This window comes from Phycobacter azelaicus (assembly GCF_014884385.1).
GTDB classification, from domain to species: domain Bacteria; phylum Pseudomonadota; class Alphaproteobacteria; order Rhodobacterales; family Rhodobacteraceae; genus Phycobacter; species Phycobacter azelaicus.
In genome coordinates, this window is the sequence record NZ_WKFH01000003.1 from 2143702 (window position 1) to 2156973 (window position 13272).

13 protein-coding genes are annotated in these 13272 nt (G+C 60.7%); 11 read left to right on the forward strand and 2 right to left on the reverse strand.

Annotated features, from left to right (window positions below):
- Window positions 1-186: 186 nt before the first annotated feature.
- Window positions 187-1608 carry a metalloprotease TldD gene (tldD, locus tag INS80_RS11450; RefSeq protein ID WP_192965765.1) on the reverse strand — a complete coding sequence of 474 codons (1422 nt, stop codon included), beginning with the start codon at window positions 1606-1608 and terminating at the stop codon, window positions 187-189.
- Between the two features lie 207 nt (window positions 1609-1815).
- On the opposite strand from tldD, the gene coxB reads away from it, so the two are divergent.
- The 11 genes from coxB (at window position 1816) to INS80_RS11505 (ending at window position 11950) form a co-directional block, all read left to right on the forward strand.
- Window positions 1816-2655: a cytochrome c oxidase subunit II gene (gene coxB / locus INS80_RS11455; RefSeq protein ID WP_192965766.1), complete on the forward strand. Its 840-nt coding sequence runs from the start codon at window positions 1816-1818 to the stop codon at window positions 2653-2655.
- 128 nt (window positions 2656-2783) lie between these two features.
- Entirely contained in the window at window positions 2784-3725 is a 942-nt protein-coding gene (gene cyoE / locus INS80_RS11460) for a heme o synthase (RefSeq protein ID WP_192965767.1), read from the forward strand.
- Window position 3726: 1 nt separating this feature from the next.
- Entirely contained in the window at window positions 3727-3897 is a 171-nt protein-coding gene (locus INS80_RS11465) for a cytochrome c oxidase system small membrane protein (RefSeq protein ID WP_192965768.1), read from the forward strand.
- Window positions 3897-4484, forward strand: coding sequence for a cytochrome c oxidase assembly protein (locus tag INS80_RS11470; RefSeq protein ID WP_192965769.1), 588 nt, complete (start codon window positions 3897-3899; stop codon window positions 4482-4484). The genes INS80_RS11465 and INS80_RS11470 overlap by 1 nt, the downstream gene beginning before the upstream one ends.
- A gap of 34 nt (window positions 4485-4518) precedes the next feature.
- Window positions 4519-5328, forward strand: a complete 810-nt coding sequence (locus INS80_RS11475; RefSeq protein WP_192965770.1) for a cytochrome c oxidase subunit 3 — start codon at window positions 4519-4521, stop codon at window positions 5326-5328.
- A gap of 113 nt (window positions 5329-5441) precedes the next feature.
- The gene (locus tag INS80_RS11480; RefSeq protein WP_192965771.1) at window positions 5442-6116 is read left to right on the forward strand and encodes an SURF1 family protein; all 675 of its coding nucleotides are present in this window, start codon (window positions 5442-5444) and stop codon (window positions 6114-6116) included.
- A 4-nt stretch (window positions 6117-6120) separates the two neighbouring features.
- A complete protein-coding gene (gene thrC, locus INS80_RS11485) occupies window positions 6121-7509 on the forward strand; it encodes a threonine synthase (protein WP_192965772.1) in 1389 nt (462 codons plus the stop codon).
- Window positions 7506-8768, forward strand: coding sequence for a M16 family metallopeptidase (locus INS80_RS11490; RefSeq protein WP_192965773.1), 1263 nt, complete (start codon window positions 7506-7508; stop codon window positions 8766-8768). The genes thrC and INS80_RS11490 overlap by 4 nt, the downstream gene beginning before the upstream one ends.
- A complete protein-coding gene (locus INS80_RS11495; protein ID WP_192965774.1) occupies window positions 8768-9361 on the forward strand; it encodes a GNAT family N-acetyltransferase in 594 nt (197 codons plus the stop codon). Before INS80_RS11490 ends, INS80_RS11495 begins: the two co-directional genes overlap by 1 nt.
- Window positions 9362-9629: 268 nt before the next feature.
- Window positions 9630-10481, forward strand: coding sequence for an MBL fold metallo-hydrolase (locus INS80_RS11500; protein ID WP_192965775.1), 852 nt, complete (start codon window positions 9630-9632; stop codon window positions 10479-10481).
- 41 nt (window positions 10482-10522) lie between these two features.
- Window positions 10523-11950, forward strand: coding sequence for an FAD-binding oxidoreductase (locus tag INS80_RS11505; protein ID WP_192965776.1), 1428 nt, complete (start codon window positions 10523-10525; stop codon window positions 11948-11950).
- Between the two features lie 67 nt (window positions 11951-12017).
- Here INS80_RS11505 and INS80_RS11510 read toward each other — a convergent pair whose 3' ends face one another.
- Window positions 12018-13244, reverse strand: a complete 1227-nt coding sequence (locus INS80_RS11510; protein WP_192965777.1) for an MFS transporter — start codon at window positions 13242-13244, stop codon at window positions 12018-12020.
- Between the last annotated feature and the right edge of the window lie 28 nt (window positions 13245-13272).

Here is a 13272-nt window from a genome sequence, read left to right on the forward strand (position 1 = left end):
AGCGTAAGTCATTGAAAGATTTTTGTTTTATGCCTGAGTTTCCGGGGTGTTTTTGGAAACTTTGCGCCCCGTTGCGATACAGTACAGCAAAAAATCAGAGATTGAGGTAAGAACCGCGGCCAGTATCGAGTAAAAACCGCCGGTTACTTTCGGCGATCTTTACCTCTTTTGGCGCTGTTTCTTTACCTAGATCGCTGCCCCTCCAACGGTCAGCCCGCCCATCAGAACCGATGGTTGACCGACACCGACAGGCACCCATTGGCCCGCCTTGCCGCAGTTGCCCATCCCGGGGTCCAGCTCCATGTCATTGCCAAGAGCACGGATCTGCTTGAGCGCGGTGGCGCCATCCCCGATGAGGGTTGCACCCTTTACCGGCGCCCCGACCTTGCCGTTCTGAACGCGATAGGCCTCGGTGCAGGAGAACACGAACTTGCCATTGGTGATGTCCACCTGACCGCCGCCAAAGCCTACGGCCCATATTCCGTCCTTGATACCCGCGACCAGATCGGCGGGGTCCGTATTTCCACCCATCATATAGGTGTTGGTCATCCGCGGCATCGGCGCATGGGCAAAGCTTTGCCTGCGTCCGTTCCCGGTGGCCTCAACCCCCATGAGGCGCGCATTCTGGCGATCCTGCATGAAACCCACCAGGATGCCGTCTTCAATCAGTGTCGTTTTCTGGCTCGGGGTGCCTTCATCGTCGACCGTAATGGAGCCGCGTCGATCCGGAATGGTGCCGTCGTCGAGAACTGTTACGCCGGGAGACGCAATACGCTGGCCCATAAGGCCGGCAAAGGCTGAGCTGCCTTTTCGATTGAAGTCACCTTCGAGCCCGTGCCCGATCGCTTCGTGCAGCAGGATGCCGGGCCATCCCGGCCCAAGGACCACTTCCATCTCACCGGCGGGGGCCGGAACCGCCTCAAGATTCACAAGTGCGATTCTCAAAGCTTCACGCGTTTTTGCCTGCCAGTTTGCTGGATCGATCAGCCCATCCAGGCCGACACGGCCGCCGCCGCCCGCAGATCCGCTCTCGCGTCGCCCGTTTTGTTCAACGATCACCGAGACGTTGAGCCGTGTCATGGGGCGCACATCGCGCACTCTTACGCCATCGGCACGCAGAATCTCCACTTCCTGCAAAGATGCTGCGAGGCTGGCCGAAACCTGAACCACACGTGGATCCAGATCGCGGGCGAAGGCGTCGATCTCGCGCAGGGTCTCGACCTTGACCGGAAAGGGCAGGGCGCCAATGGGGTCGGCGTCGGTATAGAGGTGTTTGTTGGTCGCGGCCGGCGGCTGGGCATAAGTGCCGCCGCCATCGCCAACCGCAAGTCGGGCGGTCTCTGCCGCACGGGCAAGGGCGCCAATGGAGACGTCAGTGGAATGCGCATACCCTGCCACGTCGCCATTGACGGCGCGCAGGCCGAACCCTTCTGCGGCATCGTAGCTGGCGCTGCGCAAGCGCCCATCGTCAAAGACCAGCGCCTCGGACTTGCGCCGTTCGGCAAAGATCTCTCCGTCATCGGCGCCGTGGGTCGCACTGCGAAGAATAGCCAGCGCCTCATCTTCGGGGAGACTGGTCTCAAACGGTCGGTAGGCGGTGGTTTCCATGTCTTCGATCCTCTGTGATGGGGCGACTTTTTTTGATCTAAATCAAGAAAGCGACGCTTTGCCGCTCGCCTGCCTCTTTATCTGCACGGAGGAATATGATTTTAAGCTGCGTCAAAGACAACGGGTTCGGTGCGTTTTGTGGAATCAAGTTTTCCGTTAGATGTGCCGGGCAGCAGCAACAACGCGATCAAACGATCAGGACATGACATGAAGAATGCTTTGATGCTTTCGGGCCTTTTTGCTGGCCTCTCGAGCCTTCCAGCCACCGCGCAAGAAGGTCTGGAAACCATTGGTAAGCCGACTGACGGCGCTCTTGGCTTCCAGCCGGCCGCGACTGAACTGGCGGAAGGCATCCATATGCTCGACAACCTGATCCTTGTGATCATCACAGTGATCTGTGTGTTCGTGGCGGGCCTTCTGCTTTACGCTATCGTGCGCTACAACCGTCGCGCAAACCCGGAGGCCGCGTCCTTCACGCACCATACCCCGATTGAAATCGCCTGGACCGTGATCCCGATCCTGATCCTGGTATTTATCGGCTCCTTCTCGCTGCCGGAGTTGTTCCGCCAGCAGGAAATCCCCGAGGGCGACGTCACGATCAAGGTCACTGGCTACCAGTGGTACTGGGGTTATGAGTACGTGGACCACGAGTTCGGCTTCGAAAGCTTCTTGCTGCCGAAGGAAGACCTGGCGGAATATGGCTACGCCGAAGACGAATATCTGCTGGCAACCGACACTGCCGTCGTGGTGCCCGTTGGCAAGACCATCGTCATGCAGGTGACCGCAGCTGACGTGATCCACTCCTGGACCATCCCCTCCTTTGGCGTGAAGCAGGACGGCATTCCGGGTCGCCTCGCAGAGCTGTGGTTCAAGCCGACACAGGAAGGCGTCTACTTCGGTCAGTGCTCCGAACTCTGTGGCAAGGACCATGCCTATATGCCGATCACCGTCAAAGTGGTCAGCGAGGAAGCCTACGAAGAGTGGCTGAAGGGCGCGATCGAAGAATATGCGGGCACACCGCAGTCCTTTCAGGTTGCTTCCAACTGAATTTGGCTAGGGCCGCGTGGCGGTCCCCCGGAATGGGCGCTTCTGTCATCGGTGGCGCCCATCACACTATCTGATCAGCAACTCGGATGCAGCCCGCGCCGCATCCCCCGATGGCCAAAGAGACTGACATGAGCGACGCAAGCATCAATGCCAGCAACATCCGCGACGACGAGCCGAGCTTTGGCGATTATTTCGCCCTGCTGAAGCCGCGCGTGATGTCCTTGGTCGTGTTCACAGCCCTGGTCGGCCTTCTTGCCGCTCCTGTGGGTGTGCATCCCGTGGTAGGTTTTGCCGCGATTCTGTTCATCGCCATCGGTGGTGGTGCCTCGGGTGCCCTTAACATGTGGTGGGATGCGGATATCGACCAGGTGATGAAGCGCACCCGGTCGCGTCCGATTCCAGCCGGTAAGATAGAGGCGGGCGAGGCGCTTAGCCTCGGACTGGCGCTGTCGGGCCTCTCCTGCATCATGCTGGGGCTGGCAACCAACCTCTTTGCTGGCGCTTTCCTGGCCTTCACCATCTTCTTTTATGTCGTCGTCTATACCATGTGGTTGAAACGGGCGACGCCGCAAAACATCGTCATCGGCGGCGCGGCGGGCGCTTTTCCACCCGTCATCGGCTGGATCGCAGCGACCGGCACCATGTCGATTGAGCCCTGGCTGATGTTTGCCCTCACCTTCATGTGGACGCCGCCGCACTTCTGGGCGCTGGCGCTGTTCATGCGATCTGACTATGACGACGCAGGCGTTCCAATGCTGACCGTGACCCACGGACGCCGTTCGACGCGCACGCACATCCTCGCATATACGGTGCTGCTCGCGTTGCTGGCTGTGGGCACCGCCTTCTCGGGGATCGGTGGCCCGATCTACCTTGCAGCGGCCGTTGTTCTGAACGCCCTATTCCTGCATGGCGCGTGGAAAATCTACCGCCGTGACGAAGAAGACAGCGAAGCCGACAACTTCAAGGTTGAGCGTGCTTTCTTCAAGCTGTCGCTGCTCTATCTGTTCCTGCACTTCGGCGCGATTCTCGTCGAAGCCCTGTTGAAACCATACGGTCTGGGAGGCTGGTAAGATGGCCCTGCGCAAGGAACACGAACTGCATAAACGGCGTCTGGGACGCAACATGGGCGTTGGCCTGCTACTGGGCGGTTTTGTCGTCTTGGTTCTGGCTCTGACCATGGTCAAGGTGACCTCCACGGGGTTCAAGTTTCCCCAGGCGCAATCGCAGACGGAGCAGAACTGATGGCACTCGAAGGTCCCAAGAAAACCGTTCTTCAAACTGTTGGTGTGGTCGTTCTGATGGGTGGTCTGGCATGGGCATCGGTCCCTTTCTATGACTGGTTCTGCCGGGTGACAGGCTTTGGCGGCGTCACCGGTGTTGCGGAGCAGGGATCCGATACGATCCTGGATCAGACGATTACAGTCCGGTTTGACGCCTCCAAGGAGCGCGACATGCCCTGGCAGTTCAAACCGGTCGAGCGGGAAATGGAAGTCCGGATTGGCGAGACCGGTCTGGCCTTCTATGAGGCATACAATCCGACAGACAAGCCAGTTGCCGGGCAGGCGTCCTATAATGTGACGCCCTATTCGGCCGGTGCCTTCTTTGAAAAGATCGCCTGTTTCTGCTTTGAGGAGCAGGTGCTTGAACCGGGGGAGCGGGTGCAGATGCCCGTGACCTTCTTTGTGGATCCGGAAATCGTCGAGGACCGGGACGGAAAATACGTGCATACGATCACGCTTTCCTACACATTCTATGAAATCGATCTGCCCGAGGGCTATGCGGCTCTCGACACCGGTGATAAAGCCGGGGCAGGCACAATCACGAACTAGGCAAGAACTAGGCCGCTAGGTGAGGGACACTTAAATGGCGCACGCTAAAAACCACGATTATCACATTCTGCCACCGTCGATCTGGCCGTTCCTTGGCTCCGTAGGTGGCTTTGCAATGCTGTTCGGCGCAGTGCTGTGGATGCATGACATCACGGCATGGCTGTTCTGGGCCGGTCTGGCCGCTGTGCTTTACACCATGTTCGGCTGGTGGTCCGAGGTGGTCGCAGAAAGCCGTCAGGGCGATCACACACCGGTGGTCCGTATCGGTCTGCGCTATGGCTTCATCCTCTTCGTGATGTCCGAGGTGATGTTCTTCTTCGCCTGGTTCTGGTCGTTTTTCAAACACGCCATGTACCCCATGGAAGAATATGTCGGGACCGAATATGTGGCGCCCGAGATGTATGCGGTTGACCCGTTCCACTTGCCGCTCATCAACACTGTCGTGCTGCTGCTGTCGGGCTGTGCCGTGACCTGGGCACACCATGCCTTGGTTCACAACAACGACCGCAAGGCGCTGATCCAGGGCCTGTCGATCGGTATCGTACTGGGCATCTTCTTTACCTTCCTGCAGGGTTATGAATACGGCTACCTGCTGAAGCAGGGCTGGGCTTTCGGTGAAGACGAGTTCTTCTCGAACTTCTTCATGGCCACCGGCTTCCACGGCGCTCACGTCATTATTGGTACCATCTTCCTGACCGTCTGCCTGATCCGTGCCCTGAAGGGGGACTTCACGCCAGAGGCGCATGTCGGCTTCGAGGCGGCGGCCTGGTACTGGCACTTTGTGGACGTTGTCTGGCTGTTCCTCTTCGTGGCGGTTTACGTCTGGGGTACCTCCGGTCTGTAAGAGACGAATGTAGCGGGTACATGTTTGTGGTTTCAAATTCCGCAGACAGACCGTAAGACACACAGCGCGCGGGAGCCTTTCCCGCGCGCTTTTCCATTGGCGGTGAGGACGCAATGCGCGGGCTTTTCTTTCTATCTCTTGTTGGCGGTCTGGGCCTCTTGGCCCTTTTGTCGCTGGGGGTATGGCAGATGCAGCGCATGACTTGGAAAGAAGATGTCCTAGCCACCATTGATGCCCGCATCGCCGCCGATCCGGTTTCTTTGCCCATTGCCCCGAGCCATGAGCAGGACCGCTATCGTGCCGTAACGGTCAGCGGAGAAATCGAAGCCAGCGAGCTGCATGTTTTCTGGGTGACCAAAGAGGCTGAGACCGGCTATCGGATCATTTCGCCGTTGGTGACGGCAGAGGGGCGGCGGATTCTAGTCGATCGTGGATTTGTTCCCGCCGCAGCCAAGGATGCGCCTCGCACGTCCGGTGCCAGCACAATCACCGGGAACCTCTTGTGGCCGGATGATGGTGACTGGACCACACCTGCACCGGAGTTGGGTGCCAACATTCTCTACGCCCGTGATGTCCCCTATATGGCAGAGCGTCTGAACACAGAGCCTGTCTTGGTCGTCGTCCGGACTGCTTCTCCCGGAGGGGATGCGATTCCGCAGCCGGTGACAAGCGCAGGCATTCCCAACAACCACTTGCAATATGCAATCACCTGGTTTTCGCTGGCCGTGATCTGGGCCGCGATGACCGCCTATTTCCTGAGGCGCAGCCGCGCCAAATCCGAAGGCTGAAGCGATGAAATACATCTCCACCCGGGGCCAGGCGCCCGAGCTGACGTTCGAAGAGGCGATGCTGACGGGCCTCGCCCGCGATGGCGGCCTTTACGTGCCCGCAGAGATCCCGCAGATGAGCCATGATGAGATCGCGGCGCTATCGGGCCTGTCTTACGAGGAAACAGCCTTTCGCGTGATGCGCCCCTTTCTGGGCGACTGCTTCACCGATGAAGAGTTCCGCGAGATCATTGCCAAAGCCTATGCCGATTTCGGTCATGCCGCCCGCGCGCCGCTGAAACAGCTGGCGCCCAATCACTTCCTTTTGGAGCTGTTCCACGGACCCACGTTGGCCTTCAAGGATTTCGCCATGCAGCTGATCGGTCAGCTGTTCGAAGTGGCGCTGAAACGGCGAGGCGAAAGCGTGACCATCGTGGGTGCCACCTCGGGCGATACCGGCTCTGCCGCGATCGAAGCGTTCCGGGGGCTGGACGCCGTCAATGTCTTTATCCTTTACCCCCATGGCCGCGTCAGCGAGGTCCAGCGCCGCCAGATGACCACGCCTGCGGACAGCAACGTGCATGCGCTAGCGGTTGAAGGCGACTTTGACGACTGCCAGGCGCGCGTGAAGGACATGTTCAACGATTTCGACTTCCGCGACGGGGTTAAACTGGCGGGTGTGAACTCAATCAACTTTGCCCGCGTTCTGGCGCAGGTGGTCTATTACTTCTCTTCCGCTGTGTCGCTTGGCGCGCCGCATCGCAAGATCAGCTACACGGTGCCCACCGGAAATTTTGGCGACATTTTCGCCGGCTATATCGCAAAAGAGATGGGTCTGCCGATCGACCAACTTGTCGTGGCAACCAACCAGAACGACATCCTGCACCGCTGCCTCTCGGGAGAGGGCTATTACAAGGGCGACACCATCCCCTCGATCAGCCCGTCGATGGATATTCAGGTGTCTTCGAACTTTGAGCGCGCCCTTTTCTATGCCTACGGCCAGGACGGCGCTGCCGTCGGTCAGTTGATGGATGAGCTAAAAAATGGCGGCTTTGACGTCTCCCAGGGCGCGATGCAGGCCTTGCAGGAAACCTATGTGTCGGGTCGCGCCTCCGAAGAGGAAACCATGGCGACGATTAAATCTGAAGTCGCCGCCTCTGGTGAGCTTCTGTGCCCCCATGGCGCGGTCGGTGTGAAGGTTGCAAATGACCTGCGCGTTGCCGATGTTCCCATGGTGACGCTTGCTACCGCCCACCCAGCGAAATTCCCTGCCGCCGTCGAAGAAGCAAGCGGAATCCATCCGCCGCTGCCGCCCCGCATGGCGGATCTTTATGAGCGGGACGAACGCGTCACCCGCATCGACAACGATCTGGCCGCCCTCGAGGCACATATCAGAAAGAACATCGCGAATTGACAGTTCAGCAGCACACACTCGCCAACGGCTTCCGCATCGTCTCGGAACATATGCCGGGGCTGGAGTCCGCCTCCATCGGGATCTGGGTGACCGCTGGCGGGCGCCATGAGCGCCCCGAGCAGAACGGTATTGCCCATTTCCTGGAGCATATGGCCTTCAAGGGCACAGAAACACGCACGGCGCTGCAGATCGCCGAGGCGGTGGAGGATGTGGGCGGCTATATCAACGCCTACACCAGTCGCGAGGTCACGGCCTATTACGCGCGGGTTCTGAAGGACGATGTGCCGCTGGCGCTGGATGTGATCGGGGATATCCTGCTCAATCCGGTGTTCGACCCGCATGAGATCGAGGTGGAGCGCGGCGTGATCCTGCAGGAGATCGGTCAGGCGCTGGATACGCCCGATGATGTGATCTTTGACTGGCTGCAGGAGGAAAGCTACCGAGATCAGGCGCTCGGGCGCACGATCCTTGGCCCGGCAGAGCGTATCCGGGCGTTTTCCCGCGAGGACCTGCAAGGGTTTGTGGGCCAGCACTACGGCCCCGGACAGATGATCCTCTCGGCAGCTGGCGCGGTGGATCACGACGCCTTGGTGCGGCTGGCAGAGGCGCAGTTCGGCCATATGGCGCCACGCCCCGTGCTCGATCCTGATGTCGCCCGTTTCACCGGCGGTGAGGCACTGCGCGACAAGGATCTGGAGCAGGCGCATTTCGCGCTCGCGTTTGAAAGCCCCGGCTACAAGGACGACGAGATCTACACGGCGCAGATCTATGCCAGCGCCCTGGGTGGCGGCATGTCCTCGCGCCTGTTTCAGGAGGTGCGGGAAAAACGCGGGCTCTGCTACACGATCTTTGCCCAGGCCGGCGCCTATGCGGATACCGGGACAACCACGATCTATGCGGGTACGTCGGGCGACCAGCTGGGTGAGCTGGCCCATATCACCATCGACGAGATGAAGCGCGCGGCCGAGGACATGAGTGACGCGGAAGTCGCCCGCGCCCGTGCGCAGATGAAAGCGGGCATGCTGATGGGGCTGGAAAGCCCTTCGAACCGGGCGGAGCGTCTGGCCCGTTTGGTGCAGATCTGGGACAGGGTGCCTTCGCTGGAAGACACGGTTGGGCGCATTGACGCCGTGACAGTGCAGGACGTGCGTACCATGGCAGAAGGGCTGGCCGTGCGGGCGCCCGCTGCGCTTGCGCTTTACGGGCCGGTGGGCCGCGCACCTGGACTCGAAGATCTGCAGGAGAGGCGCGTCGCCTGATGCTTCTTCTCTCCCGTCGCAAGGTCCGGCTTGAAACCGAACGCCTGACACTCAGGCCGCCGGTGCACGGGGATTTCCAGACCTGGGCGTCGCTGCGCTTGCAGAGCAAGGATTATCTTGTGCCATGGGAGCCGGTCTGGGCTTCAGATCACCTCAGCCGGAAGGCCTTCACCAACCGGGTGTACTGGGCGCAGCGCGCAGTTTCATCCGGAACGGCCCTGCCGCTGTTCCTGATCCGCCGCGAAGATCAGGAACTGGTCGGCGCCATCACGCTCGACAATATCCGCCGAGGGCCGGCGCAGGCTGGTACGCTGGGCTACTGGACCGGTCAGCCCTTCGCGCGCCAGGGGTATATGGGCGAGGCGATCGGGGCCGTGGTGCATCACGCCTTTGGCAAGTTGGACCTGAGCCGGATCGAGGCGGCCTGCCTCCCGGAAAATGCCGCTTCGCGTGGGCTGTTGGAGCGGTCAGGTTTCAAATACGAAGGCGTTGCGCAATCCTACCTGCAGATCAACGGTCGTTGGCGCACTCACGTCCTTTATGCCAGCCTGCGCCATGACCGTCGCGGCAAGACGCAGGTCGGTCAGGCGTAACACGCTATATCGAACAGAATGGGACAGCGCCCGCAGGTGCACCGGTTGTGCCTATGCGCCTTGGCGGCCTAAGGCATGGGGCCGGGCTGTGTAGGGTGCCACGCCGCGCCCAACTTGGGAGGGGGTATTCTGTGAGGACCGCGGACCGGGCGGGAGGGCTTTGATGGGCAGCTTTGAGATACAGTTTTTGATGGGCAAGCAGGCGGGGATTGCGATGATTTTGCGCAGGGACCGCTGACAGACGGGATTCTTACGCTAGACTTACCGCATGTCCTTCCTGGTTCGTCCTTTTCTTTTAGCCCTATGGACCGTGATTTTCGCGGCGCCCCTTGCCGCGCAAGAGCGACGGGCGAGTCACTGTATTGCTCTGGCAGAGGCAACGCCGGGGATTGCCTACCTGCACAAGGCGAGCTGGCAGGCGCCCGTACCGGAACACTCGGTGCGCATCCGCTACCTCGCGCATGCGAGCTTTCTGATCCAGACGGAAGGCGGCCTCAATGTTGTGACCGACTTCACAGGCTTTACTGGATCTGCCGACTTCATTCCCGACGTGGTGACAATGAACCACGCTCATGAAACCCATTGGACGGCGCATCCGGATCCTGCGATCCCCCACGTGCTGGAAGGCTGGGGCGCTTTCGGAGAGGGGATCGACCATCATCTTGATCTCGGCGAGATGCTGATCCGCAATGTCTCGACGGATATCCGGTCGCCTTATAGCAGCGGAGTCGAGGTTGCCGGCAATTCCATCTTCGTCTTCGAGGTTGCAGGCCTGTGCATCGGACATCTCGGACATCTGCACCACATGCCCACCCCCGAACAATTTGCCGCGCTGGGGCGTCTGGATGTGGTGATGGCGGCTGTGGATGGCGGCATGACCCTGGCCCTGCCAGAGATGGTTGAGGTCCTGCGCCGCCTGCGGTCCTCGGTCATCCTGCCGATGCATTGGTTCACCGACTATTCGCTGGAGCGCTTCTTGATCCAGATCGGCAACCAGGCCGGGGGAGAGTTTGATGTGGTGCAGGAGGGCGCGGCGGATATCACCGTTTCCCTGCGGACCCTGCCGGATCGCCCGACGATCCATGTGCTGCGCCCCTCTTATCTGCGCAAGGACGAATAGGGCCTCTTGCCTTGAGCGCTGCGATTGGACATGAAACGTCCATGACACTCTATCCTGCTGATCCCGCATTTGCCGCCCGTGTTGCATCTGAATTGCCAGAGGTGGTGCTCCGCAGTGCCGAGCCGCGCTATCTGGAAGAGCCGCGTGGGCGCTATCAGGGCGAGGCGGGGCTGCTTGCACTGCCTCGAACGACAGAAGAAGTGGCGTCCCTGCTGCGTGCAGCCAACGAGGCACATGTGCCGGTCGTGCCGTATGGTGGTGGCACAGGTCTGGTCGGGGGGCAGATCATGCCGGAGGGTCCGGCGCCGCTACTCCTGTCACTTGAAAAGATGAACGCGATCCGCGCCGTTCATCCAGAGGAAAACGTCCTGATTGCCGAGGCGGGTGCTGTACTTGCGGATGTTCAGGCGGCGGCTGCCGCGGCTGACAGGCTGTTTCCGCTCTCTCTGGCGGCCGAAGGCTCCGCTCGGATCGGCGGGAACCTTGCGACCAATGCCGGCGGTGTGAATGTGCTGCGCTATGGCAATGCGCGCGATCTGTGCCTCGGCCTTGAGGCGGTGTTGCCGAGCGGTGAGATCTGGCACGGACTTTCGCGTTTGCGAAAGGACAACACCGGGTATGACCTGCGCAATCTGTTGATCGGCGCCGAGGGAACGCTGGGTGTGATCACGGCGGCTTCGCTGAAGTTGTCGCCGATTCCGGCGGGGCGCGGCACGGCCATTTTTGTCGTTCCTTCACCGCAGGCAGCGATCGCTCTGTTGTCGCTGGCACGTGATAGCTTGGGCGAAGGGATCAGCGCTTTTGAACTGATCCATCGGCAGGGGATGGAGTTTCTGGCCCAGACTCTACCGCAGGTGCGCCAGCCGTTTGAAACTGCGCCCGAATGGTGTGTTTTGATCGAGTTGGGCCTCGCGCGCGGACTGGATCCAGAGGCAGCGCTTGCGGATCTTTTCGAGGCCGCGATGGAGGCCGATCTGACACTGGACGGTGTTATCGCACAGTCTGAAGCGCAGCGTGACGAGTTGTGGGCCGTGCGCGAAATGATCCCTGAGGCCAACCGCCTGATCGGCTCGGTGTCGAGCCATGACATCTCGGTTCCTATTTCTGCGATCCCAGACTTCATTGCGCGCGGTGGAGAGGCGATTGCATCGCTTGGCGACGGCGATATGCGGATCAACTGCTTTGGCCATCTTGGCGATGGAAACCTGCACTACAATGTTTTCCCCGCACCTGGCAAGTCGCGTAAGGATCACGAGCACCTGCGCGATGAGGTGAAGCGAACTGTGCACGATCTCGTGCACGCGTTTGAAGGATCGGTCAGCGCGGAACACGGCATCGGTCGTCTCAAAACCGGTGACCTGGAGCGCTACGGTGATCCCGTGAAACTGGCGGCGATGCGCGCTATCAAGGCAGCGCTGGATCCCCGGGGAATTATGAACCCGGGGGCCGTTCTGCGACAGAACGGCTAGGAAAAGCCCCTCCGGCGCCGAGGGGGTCTGGCTGTGCCAGCCCATGGTTGCCTTGGCTGTGGGCGTTTCAGATGGCGCTTGCTGTTGCCGCAGGCCGACGCGGTCGGCTGCGTATCACAAGCCAGCCAATGATCAGGATGTTGAGCCCGTTCCAGATGATGCCGTTGATAAAGGCCATCTGATAGCTGCCTGTCACATCATAGATCCAGCCGGACATCCAGCCCCCCAGCGCCATGCCGAGGATGGTCATCATCATCACGAAGCCGACCCGCGCGCCGGCCTCTTTCGGAGGCATGTATTCGCGGACCACCAGAGCGTAGCTTGGCACGATCCCGCCCTGGGCAAGGCCGAACAGCGCGCTCACCAGGTAAAGCGGAACCATCCCGTCGAAAGGCAGGTAGAAGAACAGCGCGATGCACTGCAGAATTGTTCCGATCAGAAGGATCATCACGCCCCCCAGCCGATCGGCAGCGAGCCCCGAGATGATCCTGCTGACCACACCGCCCAAAAGCATCAGGGACAGCATCTCGGCCCCCACGGCGGGGCCGTAGCCAAGGCCGACGCAATAGGCGACGATATGCACCTGGGGCATCGACATGGCCACGCAACAGCCGATCCCGGCCAGCCCCAAGAGCCATTGAAGCGTGCGCGGCGACAAACCGGCGCTGCGGGCCTTGAGTGCCGAGGCCGCATCCGAGGCCGCATAGGCTTCAGCCGGGACACGGCGGCGCAGCATCAGAGCAAGCGGGATCACCACGATGATGGTGACGGTGGCCAGGGCGTAATAGACCATACGCCAGCCGCCGGTCTCCAAGACGTCGGCCAGCAGCGTTGGCCAGATGGCGCCTGAGAGGTAATTGCCGCTGGCCACCAGCGCGACTGCAATCCCGCGTCGGCGCAGGAACCAGTGCGAGATGTCTGCAATGAGTGGGCCAAAGCCTGCAGCGGTACCAAGGCCAAGCAGCAGGTGTGTGAGAGACAGCCCCACCATGGTCGGAGCAAGGGTGGACAGGACATAGCCCGATACCGTCGCCACAACCGCGCCAATGAGGGCAAGTGTGATGCCGAAGCGGTCAACAAGCCGCCCGATCAGTAGGTTGCCAAGGGCAAAGCCCACCATGGTCAGAGTATAGGGCATTGAGGATTCGGCGCGTCCGGCGCCGAACTCCGCCTCGACTGCTGGCATGATCACGATGATCGCCCACATGCCCACGTTGGCCACCGTTGCAATGGCAAGCGTCACCAGCAGGCGGAGCCAGGAATACCGGCTGTCGAGGATATCGGACGTGGTCATGCCGGCACGCTAGGGCGCGTGCCGACGA

Coding starts and splice junctions, on each gene's coding strand:
- tldD (WP_192965765.1), bottom strand. CDS start 1,608: ATGGAAACCACCGCCTACCGACCGTTTGAGACCAGTCTCCCCGAAGAT.
- coxB (WP_192965766.1), top strand. CDS start 1,816: ATGAAGAATGCTTTGATGCTTTCGGGCCTTTTTGCTGGCCTCTCGAGC.
- cyoE (WP_192965767.1), top strand. CDS start 2,784: ATGAGCGACGCAAGCATCAATGCCAGCAACATCCGCGACGACGAGCCG.
- INS80_RS11465 (WP_192965768.1), top strand. CDS start 3,727: ATGGCCCTGCGCAAGGAACACGAACTGCATAAACGGCGTCTGGGACGC.
- INS80_RS11470 (WP_192965769.1), top strand. CDS start 3,897: ATGGCACTCGAAGGTCCCAAGAAAACCGTTCTTCAAACTGTTGGTGTG.
- INS80_RS11475 (WP_192965770.1), top strand. CDS start 4,519: ATGGCGCACGCTAAAAACCACGATTATCACATTCTGCCACCGTCGATC.
- INS80_RS11480 (WP_192965771.1), top strand. CDS start 5,442: ATGCGCGGGCTTTTCTTTCTATCTCTTGTTGGCGGTCTGGGCCTCTTG.
- thrC (WP_192965772.1), top strand. CDS start 6,121: ATGAAATACATCTCCACCCGGGGCCAGGCGCCCGAGCTGACGTTCGAA.
- INS80_RS11495 (WP_192965774.1), top strand. CDS start 8,768: ATGCTTCTTCTCTCCCGTCGCAAGGTCCGGCTTGAAACCGAACGCCTG.
- INS80_RS11500 (WP_192965775.1), top strand. CDS start 9,630: ATGTCCTTCCTGGTTCGTCCTTTTCTTTTAGCCCTATGGACCGTGATT.
- INS80_RS11505 (WP_192965776.1), top strand. CDS start 10,523: ATGACACTCTATCCTGCTGATCCCGCATTTGCCGCCCGTGTTGCATCT.
- INS80_RS11510 (WP_192965777.1), bottom strand. CDS start 13,244: ATGACCACGTCCGATATCCTCGACAGCCGGTATTCCTGGCTCCGCCTG.